General features: G+C 70.6%; 18 protein-coding genes and 5 tRNA genes. 11 read left to right on the forward strand and 12 right to left on the reverse strand.

From position 1 onward, the window contains the following. The first annotated feature begins 75 nt into the window (after positions 1 to 75). Together cofC and ACIBA9_RS34430 are read left to right on the forward strand one after the other, a co-directional pair. Positions 76 to 714, forward strand: coding sequence for a 2-phospho-L-lactate guanylyltransferase (gene cofC / locus ACIBA9_RS34425; protein ID WP_399369250.1), 639 nt, complete (start codon positions 76 to 78; stop codon positions 712 to 714). A 47-nt stretch (positions 715 to 761) separates the two neighbouring features. Continuing rightward, positions 762 to 968: a hypothetical protein gene (locus ACIBA9_RS34430; RefSeq protein WP_362160943.1), complete on the forward strand. Its 207-nt coding sequence runs from the start codon at positions 762 to 764 to the stop codon at positions 966 to 968. Positions 969 to 1,039: 71 nt separating this feature from the next. Here the strand turns inward: ACIBA9_RS34430 and ACIBA9_RS34435 are convergent, their stop codons facing one another. The 4 genes from ACIBA9_RS34435 to leuC form a co-directional block, all read right to left on the reverse strand. Beyond that, positions 1,040 to 1,672 (reverse strand): HU family DNA-binding protein, encoded by a 633-nt coding sequence (locus ACIBA9_RS34435; RefSeq protein WP_399369252.1) that lies wholly within the window; start codon positions 1,670 to 1,672, stop codon positions 1,040 to 1,042. A 136-nt stretch (positions 1,673 to 1,808) separates the two neighbouring features. After that, a complete protein-coding gene (locus ACIBA9_RS34440) occupies positions 1,809 to 2,039 on the reverse strand; it encodes a hypothetical protein (protein ID WP_362160939.1) in 231 nt (76 codons plus the stop codon). A 264-nt stretch (positions 2,040 to 2,303) separates the two neighbouring features. Next, positions 2,304 to 2,897 carry a 3-isopropylmalate dehydratase small subunit gene (gene leuD / locus ACIBA9_RS34445; RefSeq protein ID WP_399369254.1) on the reverse strand — a complete coding sequence of 198 codons (594 nt, stop codon included), beginning with the start codon at positions 2,895 to 2,897 and terminating at the stop codon, positions 2,304 to 2,306. Positions 2,898 to 2,902: 5 nt separating this feature from the next. Continuing rightward, entirely contained in the window at positions 2,903 to 4,327 is a 1,425-nt protein-coding gene (leuC, locus tag ACIBA9_RS34450; RefSeq protein WP_393899940.1) for a 3-isopropylmalate dehydratase large subunit, read from the reverse strand. A gap of 207 nt (positions 4,328 to 4,534) precedes the next feature. On the opposite strand from leuC, the gene ndgR reads away from it, so the two are divergent. Continuing rightward, complete coding sequence (gene ndgR, locus ACIBA9_RS34455; RefSeq protein WP_356822533.1) at positions 4,535 to 5,251, forward strand: IclR family transcriptional regulator NdgR; 717 nt, start codon at positions 4,535 to 4,537, stop codon at positions 5,249 to 5,251. Between the two features lie 388 nt (positions 5,252 to 5,639). On the opposite strand, the gene ACIBA9_RS34460 is transcribed toward ndgR, so the two are convergent. From ACIBA9_RS34460 to ACIBA9_RS34495, 8 genes are all read right to left on the reverse strand, one after another. Next, positions 5,640 to 5,712: transfer RNA gene (locus ACIBA9_RS34460), tRNA-Glu, on the reverse strand. A 28-nt stretch (positions 5,713 to 5,740) separates the two neighbouring features. Further along, positions 5,741 to 5,812, reverse strand: a tRNA-Gln gene (locus tag ACIBA9_RS34465). 21 nt (positions 5,813 to 5,833) lie between these two features. Next, a tRNA-Glu gene (locus tag ACIBA9_RS34470) sits at positions 5,834 to 5,906 on the reverse strand. Between the two features lie 29 nt (positions 5,907 to 5,935). Next, a tRNA-Glu gene (locus ACIBA9_RS34475) sits at positions 5,936 to 6,008 on the reverse strand. A 21-nt stretch (positions 6,009 to 6,029) separates the two neighbouring features. Further along, positions 6,030 to 6,101, reverse strand: a tRNA-Gln gene (locus tag ACIBA9_RS34480). A 216-nt stretch (positions 6,102 to 6,317) separates the two neighbouring features. Continuing rightward, positions 6,318 to 7,802, reverse strand: coding sequence for a glutamate--tRNA ligase (gltX, locus tag ACIBA9_RS34485; protein WP_399369256.1), 1,485 nt, complete (start codon positions 7,800 to 7,802; stop codon positions 6,318 to 6,320). Then, a complete protein-coding gene (locus tag ACIBA9_RS34490; RefSeq protein ID WP_399369258.1) occupies positions 7,795 to 8,580 on the reverse strand; it encodes a fumarylacetoacetate hydrolase family protein in 786 nt (261 codons plus the stop codon). The genes gltX and ACIBA9_RS34490 overlap by 8 nt, the downstream gene beginning before the upstream one ends. A gap of 260 nt (positions 8,581 to 8,840) precedes the next feature. Beyond that, positions 8,841 to 9,035 (reverse strand): hypothetical protein, encoded by a 195-nt coding sequence (locus tag ACIBA9_RS34495; RefSeq protein ID WP_258780990.1) that lies wholly within the window; start codon positions 9,033 to 9,035, stop codon positions 8,841 to 8,843. Positions 9,036 to 9,606: 571 nt separating this feature from the next. On the opposite strand from ACIBA9_RS34495, the gene ACIBA9_RS34500 reads away from it, so the two are divergent. From ACIBA9_RS34500 to ACIBA9_RS34535, 8 genes are all read left to right on the forward strand, one after another. Further along, positions 9,607 to 13,509: a nitrate- and nitrite sensing domain-containing protein gene (locus ACIBA9_RS34500; RefSeq protein WP_399369261.1), complete on the forward strand. Its 3,903-nt coding sequence runs from the start codon at positions 9,607 to 9,609 to the stop codon at positions 13,507 to 13,509. Positions 13,510 to 13,518: 9 nt separating this feature from the next. Then, positions 13,519 to 13,932, forward strand: a complete 414-nt coding sequence (locus ACIBA9_RS34505; protein WP_184970701.1) for a roadblock/LC7 domain-containing protein — start codon at positions 13,519 to 13,521, stop codon at positions 13,930 to 13,932. 111 nt (positions 13,933 to 14,043) lie between these two features. Further along, positions 14,044 to 14,442, forward strand: a complete 399-nt coding sequence (locus ACIBA9_RS34510; protein ID WP_009190816.1) for a DUF742 domain-containing protein — start codon at positions 14,044 to 14,046, stop codon at positions 14,440 to 14,442. Further along, the gene (locus ACIBA9_RS34515) at positions 14,423 to 14,998 is read left to right on the forward strand and encodes an ATP/GTP-binding protein (protein ID WP_137308836.1); all 576 of its coding nucleotides are present in this window, start codon (positions 14,423 to 14,425) and stop codon (positions 14,996 to 14,998) included. The genes ACIBA9_RS34510 and ACIBA9_RS34515 overlap by 20 nt, the downstream gene beginning before the upstream one ends. 380 nt (positions 14,999 to 15,378) lie before the next feature. After that, the gene (locus ACIBA9_RS34520; RefSeq protein WP_399369263.1) at positions 15,379 to 18,717 is read left to right on the forward strand and encodes a nitrate- and nitrite sensing domain-containing protein; all 3,339 of its coding nucleotides are present in this window, start codon (positions 15,379 to 15,381) and stop codon (positions 18,715 to 18,717) included. Between the two features lie 10 nt (positions 18,718 to 18,727). Then, the gene (locus ACIBA9_RS34525) at positions 18,728 to 19,141 is read left to right on the forward strand and encodes a roadblock/LC7 domain-containing protein (RefSeq protein WP_030948713.1); all 414 of its coding nucleotides are present in this window, start codon (positions 18,728 to 18,730) and stop codon (positions 19,139 to 19,141) included. Between the two features lie 94 nt (positions 19,142 to 19,235). Next, a complete protein-coding gene (locus ACIBA9_RS34530; protein WP_362160918.1) occupies positions 19,236 to 19,799 on the forward strand; it encodes a DUF742 domain-containing protein in 564 nt (187 codons plus the stop codon). After that, positions 19,780 to 20,202: ATP/GTP-binding protein (locus ACIBA9_RS34535; protein WP_351658271.1), on the forward strand; the 423-nt coding region annotated here is incomplete at its 3' end. The genes ACIBA9_RS34530 and ACIBA9_RS34535, both read left to right, overlap by 20 nt.

The raw sequence follows: 20,202 nt of genomic DNA on the forward strand, positions 1-20,202 counted from the left end.
GCACACCTCCCGGATACCCGGGCCGCCGCGGGCGCCGGGTGACAATGTGCGGGACGAGAGAGGGGCGGTACGCCGGTGCAGTGGACCTTGGTCATCCCCCTGAAGCCCTTGACGCGGGCGAAGAGCAGGCTCGCGGACACCGCGGCGGACGGGGTCCGCCCGGGGCTGGCCCTGGCGTTCGCGCAGGACACGGTGGCCGCGGCGCTGGCCTGCGCGGCGGTGGCGGATGTGGCGGTCGTCACGGACGACGAGCGGGCCTCCCGCGCGCTGGGGGCACTTGGCGCGCGAATCGTCCCGGACACCCCGGCGGACGGGCTGAACGCGGCGCTGGCGCACGGCGCGGCCGTCGTACGGCGAAAGCGTCCCGGTGCGCCGGTGGCGACCCTGAACGCCGATCTGCCGGCCTTGCGGGCAAGGGAACTGGCGCGGGTACTGCACGCCGCGGCGGAATTCCCGCGCGCTTTCCTGCCGGATGCGGCGGCGTTCGGCACCACGCTGCTCGCGGCGGCGCCCGAACGGGAATTGCGACCGGCCTTCGGCATCGATTCCCGGGCCCGGCACCGCGCCTCGGGGGCGGCGGAACTCGTGCTGGCGGGCGTCGATTCGGTGCGGCAGGACGTGGACACCGGGGACGACCTGCGGGCGGCACTGGCGCTGGGGGTGGGACCGCATACGGCGGCCGTCTCGGCGGGGTTGCTGATCCCGGGATCCTGAGCGGCGGGAATCGCGCCCCCCGCGCCGAAAGACATTACGCTGGCCCCATGCAGGCGACCGCGTACACCTACGACCCGGACACGCGCAGCGGCCAGGTGCTCCTCGACGACGGCACTCCCCTGCCGTTCGACACCGCGGCGTTCGACGCGGGCGGCCTGCGGCTGCTGCGGCCCGGACAGCGGGTGCGGATCGAGACGACGGAGGGCGCCGGGAGCGCCCCGCGGATCACGCTGGTGACCCTGCAGACCCTGTGACGGGCCTGAACGCGCCGCGGGCCGGGCTCCCGAGGGGAGTCCGGCCCGGCGCGTGAGTGCCCTGCTGTACCTCAGGACGCCTTGCGGGCGGTGGCCTTCTTCGCGGTGGTCTTGCGGGCGGTCGACTTCTTCGCGGGGGCCTTCTTGGCGGTGACCTTCTTCGCCGGGGCCTTCTGGGCCGTCGCCTTCTTCGCGGTGGTCTTCTTCGCCGCGGTGGTCTTGGCGGCCGGGGTGGCCTTCTTGGCGGTGGTCTTCTTCGCCGCGGCGGTGGTCTTCTTCGCCGGCGTGGCCTTCTTGGCCGTGGTCTTCTTCGCGGTCGCCTTGGTCGCCTTCTTGGCGGCGGCCTTCTTCACGGTGGCGGAAGCGGCGCCGGTCAGGCTGCCCTTGGGCGCCTTCTTGACGGAGACCTCGCCGCCGCGCGGCAGCTTCTTCGAGCCGCTCACCAGGTCCTTGAAGCCCTGACCGGCGCGGAAGCGCGGCACGGAGGTCTTCTTGACCCGAACCCGCTCGCCCGTCTGGGGATTGCGGGCGTAGCGGGCGGGGCGGTCCACCTTCTCGAAGGACCCGAAGCCGGTGACCGAGACCCGGTCACCGCCGACCACCGCGCGGACGATGGCGTCCAGGACCGCGTCGACGGCATCGGCGGCCTGCTGGCGACCGCCCATCTTGTCGGCAATCGCTTCTACGAGCTGCGCCTTGTTCACGTCTTCCCCTTCGGAGACATCGCCAGAACGAAAGTGTTCAAGCTTTTTCGCACGTTAGGCAGATATATACCGCAAATCAAACACGAAACGGGCTTATCACCCTTGTGCCGCAACGGACTCGGTTGTCCCGGGCTGTTCAGCGGTCCTCGTCGGGGATCCGACCCTCGTCGAGGTCCGTGGTGAACCGCTCGAGCCGCCTTGCCGCACCGGCGAGATCGTGCTTGGCCGCGGCCGTAATGACCAGCAGCTTCCGGGTCAGCGCCATCCGTACGCCCTCCGGGACTTGCAGTGCGCGCACTCTTGCGTGCGCTTCCTTGAGCTGGTTCGCGACCGCCGTATACAGCTGGAGTTGGCCGTCGTGTCCCATGCACAGATTGTGCCATCTGGGGCGAGTTGTCGCCTGCGCAGGGTGCAACTGCCGCCTCAAATGGCCTTCCAGGCACTTGCGGAGACCGCGAACACAGCACTCACCTACCCGATCAACGACGCTGATAACACGGGGAGTTGACTGGCCAGGGCCGACGCCTCAGGGCCGTTCGGGTGCAGACATGGCTGTACCCCCAATCGTGGCGATCGGGGGTACAGAGGGGACGTTGAGGTGGCCGAAACCCGCCCCGCGGGGCGGGGCGGATCAGACCGGGAGGGTCCGCGGCTTGTGTCCGGGCCGCTTGGCCTCGTAGGCGGCGATGTCGCCCTCGTCGCGCAGCGTGAGGGAGATGTCGTCCAGGCCGTTCAGCAGCCGCCAGCGGGAGTTCTCGTCCAGCTCGAAGGCGGCGGTGATGTCCCCGGCGCGCACCTCACGGGCCTGGAGGTCCACCGTGACCTCGGCCGTGGGGTCCTGCTCGGTCAGCTCCCACAGCGCGTCCACGGTCTTCTGCTCCAGAACCACCGTGAGCAGGCCGTTCTTCAGCGAGTTGCCCCGGAAGATGTCCGCGAAGCGGGAGGAGATCACGGTCTTGAAGCCGTAGTTCTGCAGCGCCCAGACGGCGTGCTCACGGGAGGAGCCGGTGCCGAAGTCGGGGCCGGCGACCAGGACCGTGGCGCCCTGCCGCTCGGGGCGGTTGAGCACGAACTCCGGGTCCGTGCGCCAGGCCTCGAACAGCCCGTCCTCGAAACCGTCCCGCGTGACCTTCTTGAGCCAGTGAGCAGGGATGATCTGGTCGGTGTCGACGTTGCTGCGGCGCAGCGGGACGGCCCGGCCGGTGTGGGTGGTGAAGGCTTCCATGGTTCTCAGACTCCAGCGGGCGCGGGGGCGTCGGACAGATCGGCGGGCGAGGCCAGGTGACCCAGGACGGCGGTGGCCGCCGCGACCTGCGGCGACACCAGGTGCGTACGACCGCCCTTGCCCTGCCGGCCCTCGAAGTTGCGGTTGGAGGTGGAGGCGGAGCGCTCACCCGGGGCCAGCTGGTCGGGGTTCATGCCCAGGCACATCGAGCAGCCCGCGTGCCGCCATTCGGCGCCGGCCTCCTTGAAGACCACGTCCAGACCCTCGGAGACGGCCTGCAGACCGACCCGCGCGGAGCCCGGGACGACCAGCATCCGTACGCCGTCGGCGACTTTGCGGTCCCGCACGATCTCGGCGGCGGCGCGCAGGTCCTCGATGCGCCCGTTGGTGCACGAGCCTACGAAGACGGTGTCCACGCGGATGGAGCGCAGCGGCTGGCCGGCCTCCAACCCCATGTACTCCAGGGCCTTTTCGGCGGCGAAGCGCTCCGATGCGTCTTCGTACGAAGCCGGGTCGGGGACGTCCGCCGAAAGGGGTGCGCCCTGACCGGGGTTGGTACCCCAGGTGACGAACGGCGACAGGGCGTCGGCGTCGATGACGACCTCGGCGTCGAAGACGGCGTCCTCGTCCGTCCGCAGCGTCTTCCAGTACGCGACGGCCTCGTCCCAGTCGGCGCCCTCGGGGGCGTGCGCCCGGCCCTTGAGGTAGGCGAAGGTCGTCTCGTCGGGGGCGATCATGCCCGCGCGGGCGCCGGCCTCGATCGACATGTTGCAGATGGTCATCCGGGCCTCCATCGAGAGCTTCTCGATGGCCGGGCCGCGGTACTCCAGGATGTAGCCCTGGCCGCCGCCGGTGCCGATCCGGGCGATGATCGCCAGGATCAGGTCCTTGGCGGTGACGCCCTCGGGCAGCTCGCCCTCGACGGTGATCGCCATGGTCTTGGGGCGGGCCATGGGCAGCGTCTGGGTGGCCAGCACGTGCTCGACCTGCGAGGTGCCGATGCCGAACGCCAGCGCGCCGAAGGCGCCGTGCGTGGAGGTGTGGGAGTCACCGCAGACGACGGTGGTGCCGGGCTGGGTCAGGCCCAGCTGCGGGCCGACGACGTGCACGACGCCCTGCTCGACGTCGCCCAGCGGGTGCAGGCGCACCCCGAAGTCGGCGCAGTTCTTGCGCAGCGTCTCCAGCTGGGCGCGGGAGACCGGGTCGGCGATGGGCTTGTCGATGTCGAGGGTCGGGGTGTTGTGGTCTTCGGTCGCGATGGTGAGGTCGAGGCGACGCACCTGCCGGCCGTTCTTGCGCAGACCGTCGAAGGCCTGGGGGCTGGTCACCTCGTGCAGCAGGTGCAGATCGATGAAGAGGAGGTCGGGCTCGCCCTCGGCGCGCCGGACGACATGGTCGTCCCAGACCTTCTCCGCGAGTGTCCTACCCATCGCTTTCCCTCCGGCCGGCACACGTCCACCGGCACAACTAGAGATCTTGAAGAAGCGGCGACTGCCCTGTGAGGGCCCCATGAAGTCGTGATTCCGGGCGTCCGCCGCCGGGCCCGTTGGTCTGCGGGCCGCTGTCTGATACCAGGGTGGCGCGTTCCACGGAAAATTGAACTTGCGTTTCACAGAGTGAGACGTGAGTATCGTTGCATGGACAACAGTAGCGGCGTCGGCGTTCTGGACAAGGCGGCCCTCGTCCTGAGCGCTCTGGAGTCCGGTCCGGCCACCCTCGCGGGTCTGGTCGGGGCCACCGGACTGGCACGACCCACGGCCCACCGCCTGGCCGTGGCTCTGGAACACCACCGCATGGTGGCACGCGACATGCAGGGGCGGTTCATCCTCGGACCGCGCCTCGCCGAGCTCGCCGCGGCCGCGGGCGAGGACCGCCTGCTGGCGACGGCGGGACCCGTCCTCACCCACCTGCGCGATGTCACCGGCGAGAGCGCGCAGCTCTACCGGCGCCAGGGGGAGATGCGGATCTGTGTGGCCGCGGCGGAGCGGCTGTCCGGTCTGCGGGACACCGTCCCGGTCGGCTCCACGCTGACGATGAAGGCGGGCTCCTCGGCGCAGATCCTGATGGCCTGGGAGGAGCCGGAGCGTCTGCACCGCGGCCTCCAGGGCGCCCGCTTCACGGCGACGGCCCTGTCGGGCGTACGGCGGCGCGGCTGGGCCCAGTCGATCGGCGAGCGCGAGCCGGGCGTCGCGTCGGTCTCGGCGCCCGTGCGCGGCCCCTCCAACCGCGTGGTGGCCGCCGTGTCTGTTTCCGGCCCCATCGAGCGCCTGACGCGCCACCCGGGCCGTATGCACGCCCAGGCGGTCATCGACGCCGCGGGCCGCCTCTCGGAGGCCCTGCGCCGTTCGGGCTGAGCCGGCGCCGGTCAGCGCGGAGCGCGCGGACAACACAGAGCACGGAGTACGACACGGAAGGGCCTGCCCCGACGCCGCGGCAGGCCCTTCGCGCGGTCGCGGGGCCGCGGCGGCCGACCGGGACGACGCCGGTGGCGGCGCCCAGCCCGTACCCGGGCATGTCCATGTAGATGGAGGCAGCTGGGTCGATGGTGGTCGATGGATTCATGGGCTCCGGCGGCCACGACGTAGCTCTCGCACCAGGAGCCGACCCGCGCGAGGCCACCGGGTCCGCCCGGCGCGCCACCGGCGAGCCGCTCGGTCGCTCGGATACCCGTACACCACGGAGGATTTGGCGAGACCCGGACATGCGAAAGGGCCCTCCCGAGGGAGGGCCCTTTTTGTCGCGTACCCCCGACCGGATTCGAACCGGCGCTACCGCCTTGAGAGGGCGGCGTGCTAGGCCGCTACACAACGGGGGCCTGGAGCCTGCGTTTCCGCAGGTCCGAGCTGGTCTACCTGGACTCGAACCAAGACTAACTGAACCAGAATCAGTCGTGCTGCCAATTACACCATAGACCAATGATGGTTTAGACCAGTCAGTACCCCCGACCGGATTCGAACCGGCGCTACCGCCTTGAGAGGGCGGCGTGCTAGGCCGCTACACAACGGGGGCCCTAGCGATCCCGACAAGATCAGGATCAGTACCCCCGACCGGATTCGAACCGGCGCTACTGCCTTGAGAGGGCAGCGTGCTAGGCCGCTACACAACGGGGGCTTTGCAGATGAGCTCTGCGAGCTGGCCTACCTGGACTCGAACCAAGACTAACTGAACCAGAATCAGTCGTGCTGCCAATTACACCATAGGCCACTGGAACTCAAGCCCCTGCGGGGATCTCGTTCTAGTTTGCTCCTCGGGGCTCCGGCCTTTCGGCCCGCTTCCCTCGGCGCAGGAAGAACATTACCTGAAGGTGGACGGGGCTCCAAAACGGGTATGCGCGCGGACCGGTGACCACCGTGCCGCCGACGCGCCCGAGGGGGCGGCACCCGGGACCTCCGGGCGCCGCCCCCTCGGGCGCGTCGTGCGTTACGCGGCGAGCTTCGCCAGGGCCGCGTCGATCCGGGCCAGCGTCCGCTCCTCGCCCAGGATCTCCAGGGACTCGAAGAGGGGCAGGCCGACCGTGCGGCCGGTGACGGCGACGCGCACCGGGGCCTGGGCCTTGCCCAGCTTGAGGCCGTGCGCCTCGCCGGCCGCCAGCACCGCCTCCTTGAGGGACTCCGCGGAGGTCCAGTCGGCGGACTGGAGCTTCTCGCGGGCGGTGCGCAGGAGGGCGTCGGACCCCTCCTTCATCGCCTTGGCCCAGGACGTCTCGTCGATGACCGGCTCCGGCAGGAACAGGAAGTCGACGTTGTCGGTGATCTCCGACAGGACCTTCAGCCGCGTCTGGGCGTGCGGCGCGATCGCCTGCCACTTGGCCTCGTCGAAGTCCTCCGGCGCCCAGGGGGCGAACGGGGCGCGCAGCCAGGGGCGGCAGCGCTCGGTGAAGTCCTTCACCTCCAGCAGGCGGATGTGGTCGGCGTTGATCGCCTCGCACTTCTTCAGGTCGAAGCGCGCCGGGTTGGGGTTCACGTCGGAGATGTCGAAGGCGGCGACCATCTCGTCGATGGTGAAGATGTCCTGGTCGGCCGAGAGCGACCAGCCGAGGAGGGACAGGTAGTTGAGCAGCCCCTCGGGCAGGAAGCCCCGCTCGCGGTAGAGGTTCAGGGAGGCCTGCGGGTCGCGCTTGGAGAGCTTCTTGTTGCCCTCGCCCATCACGTACGGCAGGTGGCCGAAGGCGGGGACCCGCTGGGCGATGCCCAGCTCGATCAGCGCCTTGTAGAGGGCGATCTGGCGCGGGGTGGAGGACAGCAGGTCCTCGCCGCGCAGGACGTGGGTGATCTCCATCAGGGCGTCGTCGACCGGGTTCACCAGCGTGTACAGCGGGGCGCCGTTCGCGCGGACGATGCCGTAGTCCGGCACGTTCTCCGGGGTGAAGGTCAGCTCGCCGCGCACCAGGTCGTTGAAGGTGATCGGCTCGTCCGGCATGCGGAAGCGGACGATCGGGGTGCGCCCCTGGGCCTCGTACTGCTCGACCTGCTCGGCGGACAGGTCGCGGCAGTGGCCGTCGTAGCCGGAGGGCTTGCCGGCGGCGCGGGCGGCCTCGCGGCGGCTGTCCAGCTCCTCCTGGGAGCAGTAGCAGCGGTAGGCGTGGCCGGCGTCCAGCAGCTTGCGCGCGACGTCCCGGTAGATGTCCATGCGCTGGGACTGGCGGTAGGGCGCGTGCGGGCCGCCGATCTCGGGGCCCTCGTCCCAGTCGAAGCCGAGCCAGCGCATCGCCTCGAGCAGCTGGCCGTAGGACTCCTCCGAGTCGCGGGCCGCGTCGGTGTCCTCGATGCGGAACACGAGGGTGCCCTGGTGGTGCCGGGCGAACGCCCAGTTGAACAGGGCGGTGCGGACCAGGCCCACATGGGGGTTACCGGTGGGCGAGGGGCAGAAACGGACGCGTACGGAGGAGCCGGATGCGCTAGCCACGCTTGACAACCTTGTTGGTGAGAGTGCCGATGCCTTCGATGGTGACGGCGACCTCGTCGCCGACGTTCAGGGGGCCGACGCCCGCGGGGGTGCCGGTGAGGATGACGTCGCCCGGGAGCAGGGTCATGGCCTCGGAGATGTTGACGACCAGGTCCTCGATGGAGTGGATCATCTCGCTGGTGCGGCCCAGCTGGCGCTGTTCGCCGTTCACGGTCAGCTGGATGGTCAGGTCGTTCGCGCGCTCCAGGCCGAGGCCGGTCTCCACCCAGGGGCCGAGCGGGCAGGAGGTGTCGAAGCCCTTGGCCCGGGCCCACTGCTTCTCGCGGCGCTGCACGTCACGGGCGGTGACGTCGTTGGCGCAGGTGTAGCCGAGGATCACGTCCTTGACGCGCTCGCGCGGCACCTCGCGGCACATGCGGCCGATCACGACGGCCAGCTCGGCCTCGTGGTGCAGCTCCTCGGAGAACGGCGGGTACTGGATGTCGTCGCCCGGACCGATCACCGAGGTGGAGGGCTTGAAGAAGGCGAAGGGCGCGTCGGGCACCTCGTTGCCCAGCTCGCGCGCGTGCTCGGCGTAGTTCCGGCCGAACGCGACGACCTTGTTAGGCAGGACCGGCGGGAGCAGCCTGACCTTGCCGAGCGGCACCTTCGTACCGGACAGCTCGTGGTCGGCGAACGGGATGCCCTTGATGATGTCGAGGACGAGTTCGTCCGGCTGGTCACCCTCGACCGCGCCGAAGGCTACGTTCCCGTCGATGGAGAATCTGGCGATGCGCACGGGATCCTTGCGCCCCTCACTGAGAACCGGCGTACTGACGACCCAGGTTAACCGGTCGGGTCCCGCGACGTCGGGGCGGTATGGCCGCCGGTCAGGTGTTTTGGGCGCCCGGGGCGGACGGGCGGGAGTGCCGCTCCCCCGCGCGCACGCCCCCGGAAAAGGGGCGAGCGCGGCCGGGAGGGGCACGGTATGACCTGTGCTCCTCCCGGCCGCGCTCGTCACCGCGGCCGCCGTCGCGTGGCGGCGTACCGCCCGCCGGCCTACTCGCCGGCCGGGGCCGCGGCGCCGACCGGGATCTCCATCAGAACGGTGCGCCTGGGGTTGGCCGTCTGGGCCGGGAGGTCGACGGACTGCTCCGGCAGCTCCGGCGTCTGCAGTTCGCCGGCGTCGTCGAGGTGCGCCAGGGTCGTGCGTCGCGGATTGGCTATGTTGCGGAACATCATCGTCGTCTTCACCGTTGTCGTCCTGTGCCCTCTGGTCGGGTGGGTTGGCAGAGCCGCCGCTCCTGTAAAGCGCCAGGCTAAACATCCACTTCCCCGGCGAAGACGCCAACTGACCACGGTGAGCATGTGAGTTTGCTCACGAACTCACGGGCAAAGCGGTCAATTCCGACCCCCAATCCGCTTCGCCGAAACGGACATTGAGCGCCTGAAGCCATCATTCCGCTCCTGATCATGGCGACTGGGACACGGCCCACCGGGCGAAGACTCGCACGGAAACGTCCGGTTCACCCCGGATCGACCTCCACGGCATGTCATGCGACACTCACAGCCCGTCACGGAGGTCACAGCTCGGTCCACGGCCCTTGTTGGAGATCCGGCACTGTGCTGGAATTCCACGGACCGCCGCGGGATCGAGCCGGCGCACTGGGGGCGCGACGCAGCGCCTGGTGGCGGTGGGACAGGGGGGAACCAGCGCCGGTCACTCAAGACCACCGGATGGCGTGTTCAGGACGCCTTCCACAACGCCGACACCGTGTCTCTCCGTTCGCGCGGAGGGGTGCCTGGTCCAGAGGTTGCGACGCTAGTGCAGGGACGTTTCAAGAGGGATGGCAGCGCTTCGGCGGAGCCGGAGCCGCACGACGGGACTGGCCCGATGAAAGGCAGCTCCTCGCCCCAGCACGCCCAGAACCCGGGCCCGGCCCCGTCCGGAGACGGCGGTGAACGCGCAGGCCGCCCCGGCGCGTCGGCGTCGACGGCCGCGACGAAGACGGCCGGCGCCAAGAACCCCAAGCCGTCCGGGAAGGCCACCCCCGGCCCCACCGGCCCCGGCTCCCGGATGGCCCTGCGCAACTGGCGTATCTCCACGCGCCTGGTGTCGCTGCTCGCGCTGCCCGTGGTCGCGGCGACCACGCTGGGCGGGCTGCGCATCAACTCGTCCATGGACGACATCCAGCAGCTCGACAACATGAAGCTGCTGACGGACATGACCAAGCAGGCCACCGAGCTGGCCGCCGCGCTCCAGGAGGAGCGCGACCAGTCGGCCGGCCCGCTGGCGCACGGCGGCGCGAACGACTACACGGTCAAGGGCTTCCAGCAGAAGACCGACCGGGCCCGCGAGAACTTCCTCAACGCCTCCGAGCAGATCGACGCGGCCAGCAAGGGCGGCAACCTCCAGGGCGTGCGCGACGCGCTCGTCGGTCTCGCCAACCAGCTGGACGACCTGGCCAAGATCCGCCGGTCCGCCTACAAGTCGAAGGACAACGCGACCCAGACGGTCGAGTCCTACCACCGGCTCATCACCCAGCTGATCGGTCTGTCCCAGGACATGGCCGAGGCGTCCAGCAACCCGGAGATGATCTCGCGCACCCGCGCCCTGGCGGCCTTCTCCACCGCCAAGGAGTACGCCTCCGTACAGCGCGCCATGATCGCCGCCGCGCTGCCCGCGACCACCTCCACCAAGGGCCACCTCGCCGAGAACGACCGCCTCTACGGCCAGTCGGCCTACGAGAGCGAGGGCTCCGAACTCGCGATCTTCCGCAAGATCTACGCGGCCGAGAACGCCGAGGAACTCCTCAAGCCGATCGACGAGGGCAACCCGACGATCGAGACGGCCGACACCTACGCCAAGCGCTCCTTCGAGTCGCGCAACGGCATCGAGGGCCTGCCGGCGCGTTCGTACCGCGACTGGGTGGACACCAGCTCGACCAAGATCGAGCAGATGAAGAAGATCGAGCACACGCTGCTCGAGGACATGGAGCAGAAGGCCCGCGAGCTGCGCAACGCCTCCGAGCGCGAGGCGATCATCTCCGGTGCGCTGATCCTGCTCGTGCTCGGTGTGTCGCTGGTCGGCGCCTTCGTCGTGGCCCGCTCCATGATCCGCTCGCTGCGCCGGCTGCAGGAGACGGCGACCAAGGTCGCCCAGGACCGGCTGCCCGAGCTGGTCAAGCAGCTGTCGGAGTCCGACCCGCAGGACGTCGACACCTCCGTGGAGTCGGTCGGTGTGCACTCCCGGGACGAGATCGGCCAGGTGGCCGCGGCCTTCGACGACGTGCACCGCGAGGCGGTCCGCCTCGCCGCCGAGCAGGCCCTGCTGCGGGGCAACGTCAACGCGATGTTCACCAACCTCTCGCGCCGCTCCCAGGGTCTGATCCAGCGCCAGCTGTCCCTCATCTCGGAGCTGGAGTCCCGCGAGGCCGACCCGGACCAGCTGTCCTCCCTGTTCAAGCTTGACCACCTCGCGACCCGTATGCGCCGTAACGGTGAGAACCTGCTCGTCCTCGCGGGTGAGGAGCCCGGCCGCCGCTGGACGCGTCCGGTGCCGCTGGTCGACGTGCTCCGCGCCGCCGCGTCCGAGGTGGAGCAGTACGAGCGCATCGAGCTGTCCTCGGTCCCGACCACCGAGGTCGCCGGCCGGGTCGTCAACGACCTCGTGCACCTGCTCGCCGAGCTGCTGGAGAACGCCACCTCGTTCTCCTCCCCGCAGACCAAGGTCAAGGTCACCGGTCACGCGCTGCCCGACGGCCGCGTACTGATCGAGATCCACGACACCGGCATCGGCCTCTCCCCCGAGGACCTCGCCGCGATCAACGAGCGGCTCGCCTCGCCGCCCACCGTGGACGTCTCCGTCTCCCGCCGCATGGGCCTCTTCGTGGTCGGCCGGCTGTCGCAGCGCCACGGCATCCGCATCCAGCTGCGCCCCTCCGACTCCGGTGGTACGACCGCGCTGGTCATGCTGCCCGTGGACGTCGCCCAGGGTGGCAAGAAGCCCGCTCCGGGCAAGTCGGGCGCGCCCGTCTCGACCGGTGGCCCCGCCGCCGCGCAGGCCGCGGCGGGTGCCGCTGCGGCGCGGCGCGGCAACGGCCAGGGCGGTGCCCTCGGCGGTGCCCCGGCCGGTGGCGGTCTGCTCGGTGCCGGTCCCGGCCCGCGCGGCCAGGTCGGCTCCGGCCACGGTCCCCGGGCCGCGCTGCCCGGCACGGGCCAGGGCGGCCGTCCCGGTGCGCCGGGCGGAGCGCGCGGTCCGCAGGGCGGTCCCGGTGCCCAGCAGGGCCGGCCGGCGCCGTCGGGTTCCGGCGCGGGCGGCTTCGGCGGTCAGACGCCGGGGGCCCGCCAGGGGCTCCAGGCCGCGAACCCGGGCGGCCCGCAGCAGGACGCCTTCGGTGGACGTGGTCCGCAGCAGGACGCCTTCGGCGGTCGTGGCCCGCAGCGGCCCGCCGCCCCCGCCGACCAGGGCCGTCAGCCCCAGCTGCCGCCGCGCGGTGGCCCGCGGGCCGAGCTGCCCGGCGGTGACCCGCAGCAGCGCACCCCGGACTGGGGCGACAGCCGTTCCCCGAGGTCGCGCTCCTCGATGGACGCCCCGCGCGGCCACGACGAGCAGGACCCGTCGCAGACCGCGCGCATGCCGCGCGTCGACGACCGCCAGGGTCCGGGCTCGACCTCGGAGATACCCCGGATCGACACGCGCGGACCGGCCGCCACGGGTGAGTACCCGCGCGCCGAGCTGGACCGCCCGGGCGGCGCCCAGAGCACCGGCCAGTTCGCCCTCCCGGACAACGGCGGGCAGACCGGCCAGTACCCGAGCCCCAACGCCCCGCAGCAGGACCCGTACGCGGCGCTCCCCGGCGATCAGCAGGGTTCCGGTTCGTTCGTCCGCCCCGACGTCTTCGGTACGCCGGCCCCCGGCCGGCCGGACGACAGCGCCCAGCACCCGGGCCAGAACACGGGCCAGACCACAGGCCAATTCGCGGCTCCGCAGGCCTACGACGGCGGTTACGGCAACGGCTCCACCGGGCAGCACGCCCTGCCCGGCCGCCCGAACCCGGCGCAGACCGGCCAGTTCGAGCGCCCGCAGCCGGCCGGCCGCGAGGGCTTCGCCCCGCAGGGCGGCCCGGCCGACTTCGGCGCCCCGCGTCCGCCGGCCGCGCAGCAGCAGCGTCCGGCCCGTCCCGAGCCCGACCACCGCGGCGCCGCACAGCGGCCCGACGAGGGCCGTGCTCCGGGCGACGGCTGGGCACTGCCCCCGGCCAGCGGCCCGGGTGACGGCCGTACCCCGCTGTACGACACCCTGGAGACCAACTGGTTCCATGGTCAGCAGCAGGGCGGCGCACCGGCGCCCCAGCAGCCGCAGCAGCAGTCACAGCCGCAGCAGCCGCAGGCACCCGCGGCCCCGGCGCCGCGGCGCTCCCCCACAGACAGCGGCTCCTGGCGCACCTCGCCGAACGACGAACTCGTCCGGCAGGCAGAACGCGTCCGGCAGCCCGCGGCCGGCGGTATCACCACCTCCGGTCTGCCGCGCCGAGTACCCCGGGCGAACCTGGTCCCGGGCACGGCGCAGCAGCAACAGCACCAAGCCGGTCCCCAGGTCTCGCGTGCGCCTGACGACGTACGCGGACGGTTGACCAATCTTCGTCGGGGCATCGCTCAGGGCCGTCAGGCCGGCAGCGGCCAGACCGGCAGCTTCCCGAGCCCCACTCACCAGCAGGAGCGTTAGTTGAGTCCGATGAGCCAGGCGGCACAGAACCTGAACTGGTTGATCACCAACTTCGTGGACAACACCCCTGGGGTGTCCCACACCGTGGTGGTCTCCGCCGATGGCCTTCTGCTGGCGATGTCCGAAGGCTTCCCGCGGGACCGCGCCGACCAGCTGGCGGCCGTCGCGTCCGGGTTGACCTCCCTCACGGCCGGGGCGTCCCGGATCTTCGAGGGCGGCAGCGTGGCGCAGACGGTCGTCGAGATGGAGCGCGGTTTCCTCTTCCTCATGTCCATCTCGGACGGGTCGTCCCTCGCGGTCCTGGCCCACCCCGATGCGGACATCGGCCTCGTCGGCTACGAGATGGCACTGCTCGTCGACCGCGCGGGTGCGGTACTCACCCCGGATCTGCGCGCCGAACTCCAGGGCAGTCTGCTTCACTGACCGCCCCCGGCACCACCCACCTCACAAAAACACCGTCCGGCCGCCACAATCCCCCCACCGGCCCCGTCAGACGGCTTGACTGACCGACTTGCTGTCCCGCCCGGAGGATTCATGACCCCGCCCACCGCCCATCATGATCCGTACGCGGAGCCGTACGGGGACGAGGGCGATCAGCCGCTGGTGCGTCCGTACGCGATGACCGGCGGCCGGACCCGGCCCCGCTACCAGCTCGCGATCGAGGCGCTGATCAGCACCACGGCCGATCCGGCAGCGCTCATGGGACTGCTCCCTGAGCACCAGCGCATCTGCCACCTGTGCCGGGAGGTCAAGTCGGTCGCGGAGGTCTCCGCGCTGCTGGCCATGCCTCTCGGGGTGGCCCGGATCCTGGTGGCCGACCTCGCCGAGGCCGGCCTGGTCGCCATCCACCAGCCGGGTGGCGACGAGAACAACGGTGGCGCTCCGGACGTGACGCTGCTCGAAAGGGTGCTCAGTGGACTTCGCAAGCTCTGACGGGGGCCGGGCCACCACCTCCGCGAAGATCGTGGTGGCGGGCGGCTTCGGCGTGGGCAAGACCACGTTCGTCGGCGCCGTCTCGGAGATCAACCCGCTGCGCACCGAGGCCGTGATGACGTCCGCGTCGGCCGGCATCGACGACCTCACCCACACCGGGGACAAGACCACCACCACGGTGGCCATGGACTTCGGCCGCATCACCCTCGACCAGGACCTGATCCTGTACCTCTTCGGTACCCCGGGCCAGGACCGTTTCTGGTTCATGTGGGACGACCTGGTGCGCGGCGCCATCGGTGCCGTCGTGCTGGTGGACACCCGCCGCCTGGCCGACTGCTTCCCCGCGGTCGACTACTTCGAGAACTCCGGCCTGCCCTTCGTCATCGCCCTCAACGGCTTCGACGGCCAGCAGCCCTACAACCCCGACGAAGTCCGCGAAGCCCTCCAGATCGGACCCGACACCCCGATCATCACCACCGACGCCCGCCACCGCGCCGACGCCAAGAGCGCGCTGATCACGCTGGTCGAGCACGCCCTGATGGCCCGCCTGCGGTAGCACTCAAGTACGACGTGCCTCACGGCAGTTGCCGTAGGGGTTCCGGAGCCGACTGTGGCCTTAGACACGGTCGGCTCCGGTGTTCATAACAGTTCGGCAGAGGAATGGGCCGATGTCGCCACGCGACGCGGTCGCGTGGTGTCTGTGCGCGCACGAACGCCCCGCCTTTTGGCGGGGCTCGCTCTGTATGACCGTTTTATCTGCGGTTTACAACGGTGCCGTCACAAGGTTTCCACTGTTTGGAAGTGCGCTGGTCCACGTGCTGGAATGCCTGAACTGCCCAATGGTCGAAGACGTACTCCACAGTGGTCTGTGGCGAACCGGGCTCTGAGAGACTGCGGCACGACGTAGGTGCCGACCGCCGAGAGGTTGTTGGTCGAGTGAGGCGAAGCAAGAACGGTCCCGAGCCGTCGGCACGGGGCAACTTCACCCCGCCGCCGCGCGCTGTGGCGCCCAGCCCCGTGCCCAGCGCGGAACCGGCGTCCGCCGCCGCGTCGGGCGGCGGCCGTTTCTCCCCGCGCAACTGGCGGGTGCCGACGCGTCTGAACGCCATCCTTCTCATACCCGTGATGGTCGGTCTCGTCATGGGCGGCTTCCAGGTGAAGAGCTCCATCGACACCTGGCAGCAGGCCCGCGACGCCGAGAACACCGCCCGTCTGGTGCGCGCCGCGCTGGGTTACGCCGACGCGCTGGAGAACGAGCGTGACGTCACGGCGGCCCCGCTGCTGAGCAAGGCCCCCAACGGCAAGGCGGTCGTCGACGGTGCCCGCAAGGCGACGGACCAGGCGGCCGACGCCTTCGACCAGGCCGCGAAGAACATGCCGCAGAAGTCGGGCCTGGAGCGCCGGCTGAAGCTGTTCCGCGAGGCGGAGCCCAAACTCGCGCAGCTGCGCCAGGTCGCCTACACCTCCAAGGTGCACGGTGTGCAGACCGAGGAGAGCTACGTCGAGCTCGCCCACCCCCTGATGGAGTTCGCCAACGAACTCGGTCTGGGCACCGGCAACATCACCTCCTACGGCCGTACCGTCTACGCCATCTCGCTGACCAAGGCCGCGCTGTCGCTGGAGCGGTCGATCGGCACGCATCTGCTGGTCAACCCGGGCCCGGACACCGGGAACCTGGCGACCCAGCGGGTGTCGCTGTCCTCGTACGCCTACCTGGAGCGCATCGCGCTGGAGGAGTACCTCGGCGGTGGCACCGAGGCCGACGCGCAGAAGCTGACCGACGCGGAGGCGAAGATCAAGGCGGACGGGGCCGCCCTGGTCGAGAAGGCCAAGGGTGAGGACCCGAAGTACATCGCCCCGCCGTCGGACCCGACCAAGATGGTCACGGCGCTCGCCTTCATGAAGGACACCAGCACGCTCACCCGTGAGCAGCTGGCGGGCAACGGCATCACCGCCCAGAACTGGTGGGCGCTCAACACGCTCAAGTACAAGGCGTACCGGCAGATCGAGGCGAACCTCGCGGACAAGGCCGTGAACGAGGCCTCCTCCATCGCCGACGACGCCAAGACCTCCGCGTTCATCACCGGTGCCGCGGTCGTGGTGGCCCTGCTGCTCGCGTTCATCCTGGCCGGTGCCGTGGCCCGGCAGATGAGCCGCGCGATGCGCCAGCTGCGCAACGCCGCCTTCGGGATCGCCGAACAGCGTCTGCCGATGCTGGTCGATCAGCTCTCGCGCACCGATCCCGGCCGGGTCGACACCCGGGTCGCCCCGATCCCGATCACCACCAAGGACGAGATCGGCGAGGTCGCCCGCGCCTTCGACCAGGTCCACCGCGAAGCGGTCCGGCTCGCCGCCGAGCAGGCCCTGCTGCGGGGCAACATCAACGCGATCTTCACCAACCTCTCGCGCCGCAACCAGTCGCTGATCGAGGGCCAGCTGACCCTGATCACCGACCTGGAGAACAACGAGGCCGACCCGGACCAGCTGGAGAACCTCTTCCGGCTGGACCACCTCGCGACCCGTATGCGCCGCAACGGCGAGAACCTGCTGGTCCTCGCCGGCGAGGAGCCCGGCCGCCGCTGGGACCAGCCGGTCCCGCTGGTCGACGTGCTGCGCGCCGCCTCCTCCGAGGTGGAGCAGTACGAGCGCGTCGAGCTGTCCGGGGTGCCGGAGGCCGAGATCCACGGCCGCGCGGTCACCGACCTCGTGCACCTGCTGGCCGAGCTGCTGGAGAACGCCACCACGTTCTCCTCCCCGCAGACCAAGGTCCGCGTGACCGCGACCCGGCTGCCCGACGGCCGCGTCATGATCGAGATCCATGACAAGGGCATCGGTCTGACCGCCGAGGACTTCGCGGACATCAACCACAAGCTGGCCAACCCGCCGACCGTGGACGCCGCGATCTCCCAGCGCATGGGTCTGTTCGTGGTCGGCCGGCTGTCCGACCGGCACGGCATCCGGGTCCAGCTGCGCCCCTCGGGCGAGCAGGCCGGAACCACCTCGCTGGTCATGCTGCCGGACGCGATCACGCACGGCGGTGGCGGCGAGACCCCGCTGGACCGCGAGGAGTTCACCGTCTCGCAGATCATCCCGGAGCAGCAGTTCCGGGGTGAGAGCTTCGCTCAGCAGCAGCAGCCTCCGCTGCGCACCGCCGCCGAACTCGGCTTCGACGACAGCGCGTACACCCAGGTCCCCGACGACATCCGCGACCTGGATCCCGTCGGCCGCTCCCTGATGCGGGAGGAGCGGCGCGCGGCCCTGGAGGGGCAGTCCCACGGGCAGCAGGGCGAGCAGCCGCAGCCGGAGGCGGCCGACGCCTCCGCCGGTTACCGCAACGACTTCGACGCGGCCCAGGGTTCAAATGGCGGCACGGGCTGGCCCGAGCAGCCGTACCAGGAGCAGCGGCAGCCCTCGTACGAGGAGCAGCAGCCCACCGGGTACCAGGAGTCCTACGAGCAGCCGTACGAGAAGCCGTACGACGAGCAGTACTACGCGCCGAACGGCGGGCTGCCGCGGGACAACGGTTTCCCGGCCGGTGGCGGCTACCAGGAGTCGGCGTATGCGGAACCGGCTCAGGAGGAGCAGGCGTCCGCGCACGGCCAGGCCGCCGACGGCTTCGGCGGCTACGACACCCCGTCCTACCAGGACGACTGGCCCCAGCAGGACAGCTATCAGAACGGCTACCCGGCCCAGTACGCTCCGGAAGCGGAATCTGCGCAGGCCGCTGACGCGAGTGCGCGCGACCACGTAGGCTTCGACCGTCCGGGACCGGCCACTCCGGCCGCTCCGGCCGCTCCGGCCGGCCACGGGCTGACCGGTGCCGGACTGCCGCGTCGCGGAGCACCCGCGAGCGGTGCGAACGGCACCGGCGGTTCCCATGGCGCCGGCGGCGCGAACGGCCAGGCCCGCGCGGAGCGGGAAGCGCCTGCCGCGCCCGCTGCGGACGGGACGGCCGGCGGCCGTGACGACGACTGGCGTTCGGCGAACGACCAGCGCTGGCAGCAGGCCGCGCAGCTCAAGAAGCCCAAGGCGGGCGGGGTCACCGCCTCCGGTCTGCCGCGGCGGGTACCCAAGGCCAACCTGGTCGAGGGCACCGCCGAGAGCACCCCCCAGGGGGGTCCTCAGGTCTCCCGCGCCCCGGAGGACGTCCGGGGCAGGCTGAGCAACCTGCGCCGGGGCGTCCAGCGCGGACGCAGCGCGGGCAGTGAAACGAACGGCCAGGCAACCACCCATCAGCACGGTGGTCCTGACAGCACCTACAACCAGGAGCGTTAGTGTGAGCCCGATGAGCCAGGCGGCACAGAACCTGAACTGGTTGATCACCAACTTCGTGGACAACACCCCGGGGGTGTCCCACACGGTGGTGGTCTCCGCCGACGGACTCCTTCTGGCGATGTCCGAAGGCTTCCCCCGTGACCGCGCCGACCAGCTCGCCGCCGTCGCCTCCGGTCTGACCTCGCTGACCGCCGGTGCCTCGCGCATCTTCGAGGGCGGCAGCGTGAACCAGACGGTTGTGGAGATGGAGCGGGGATTTCTCTTCCTGATGTCCATTTCCGACGGTTCGTCGCTCGCGGTACTGGCCCACCCGGAGGCGGACATCGGCCTCATCGGGTACGAGATGGCCCTTCTGGTGGACCGCGCGGGCACGGTTCTCACCCCGGATCTCCGCGCGGAGCTCCAGGGAAGCCTTCTCAACTAGTAATCGGACGGTGCGTATTCGTGTCCCGGGGCCGTAAGGTTTCGGGACGCGGCTCCACAGTTTTTGGCGCCCGGCGCAGTCGGAGGAGGAGAAAGTGGCAACACCCCCAGGCGGTTCGTCTTCGGGTAACTGGTCGTACGGCCCGGGTCAGGGTCAGGGCGACGGTTCGGCGAACCGGTACAACTTCCCCTCCGCTCCCCGCCACCGGCAGCCGTACGCCCCGCAGGGCCCCGGCCCGTCGCCGTACGACCAGCCTCCGACGCCACGTATCCAGCCGGTGCAGCCGCAGCGCCGCCAGGATCCGGCACCGGCGGCGAACAACCCCTTGGTGCGTCCGTACGCCATGACCGGCGGCCGGACCCGCCCGCGCTACCAGCTCGCCATCGAGGCGCTGGTGCACACCACCGCCGCTCCGCACCAGATGCAGGGTCAGTTGCCCGAGCATCAGCGGATCTGCAACCTGTGCCGGGAGATCAAGTCGGTGGCCGAGGTCTCGGCCCTGCTGACGATTCCTCTCGGCGTCGCCAGGATCCTCGTCGCCGACTTGGCGGAGGCGGGCCTGGTCGCCATCCATCAGCCCGGCGGCGACGAGAACGCCGGTGGACAGCCAGACGTGACACTGCTCGAAAGGGTGCTCAGTGGACTTCGCAAGCTCTAGCGGCGGTCCTTCCCGCTCCACCACCTCCGCGAAGATCGTGGTGGCGGGCGGCTTCGGCGTGGGCAAGACCACGTTCGTCGGCGCCGTCTCGGAGATCAACCCGCTGCGCACCGAGGCCGTGATGACGTCCGCGTCGGCCGGCATCGACGACCTCACCCACACCGGGGACAAGACCACCACCACGGTGGCCATGGACTTCGGCCGCATCACCCTCGACCAGGACCTGATCCTGTACCTCTTCGGTACCCCGGGCCAGGACCGCTTCTGGTTCATGTGGGACGACCTGGTGCGCGGCGCCATCGGCGCGATCGTGCTGGTGGACACCCGCCGCCTGGCCGACTGCTTCCCCGCGGTCGACTACTTCGAGAACTCCGGCCTGCCCTTCGTCATCGCCCTCAACGGC

Source organism: Streptomyces sp. NPDC051452 (assembly GCF_044454765.1).
Taxonomy (GTDB): Bacteria; Actinomycetota; Actinomycetes; order Streptomycetales; family Streptomycetaceae; genus Streptomyces.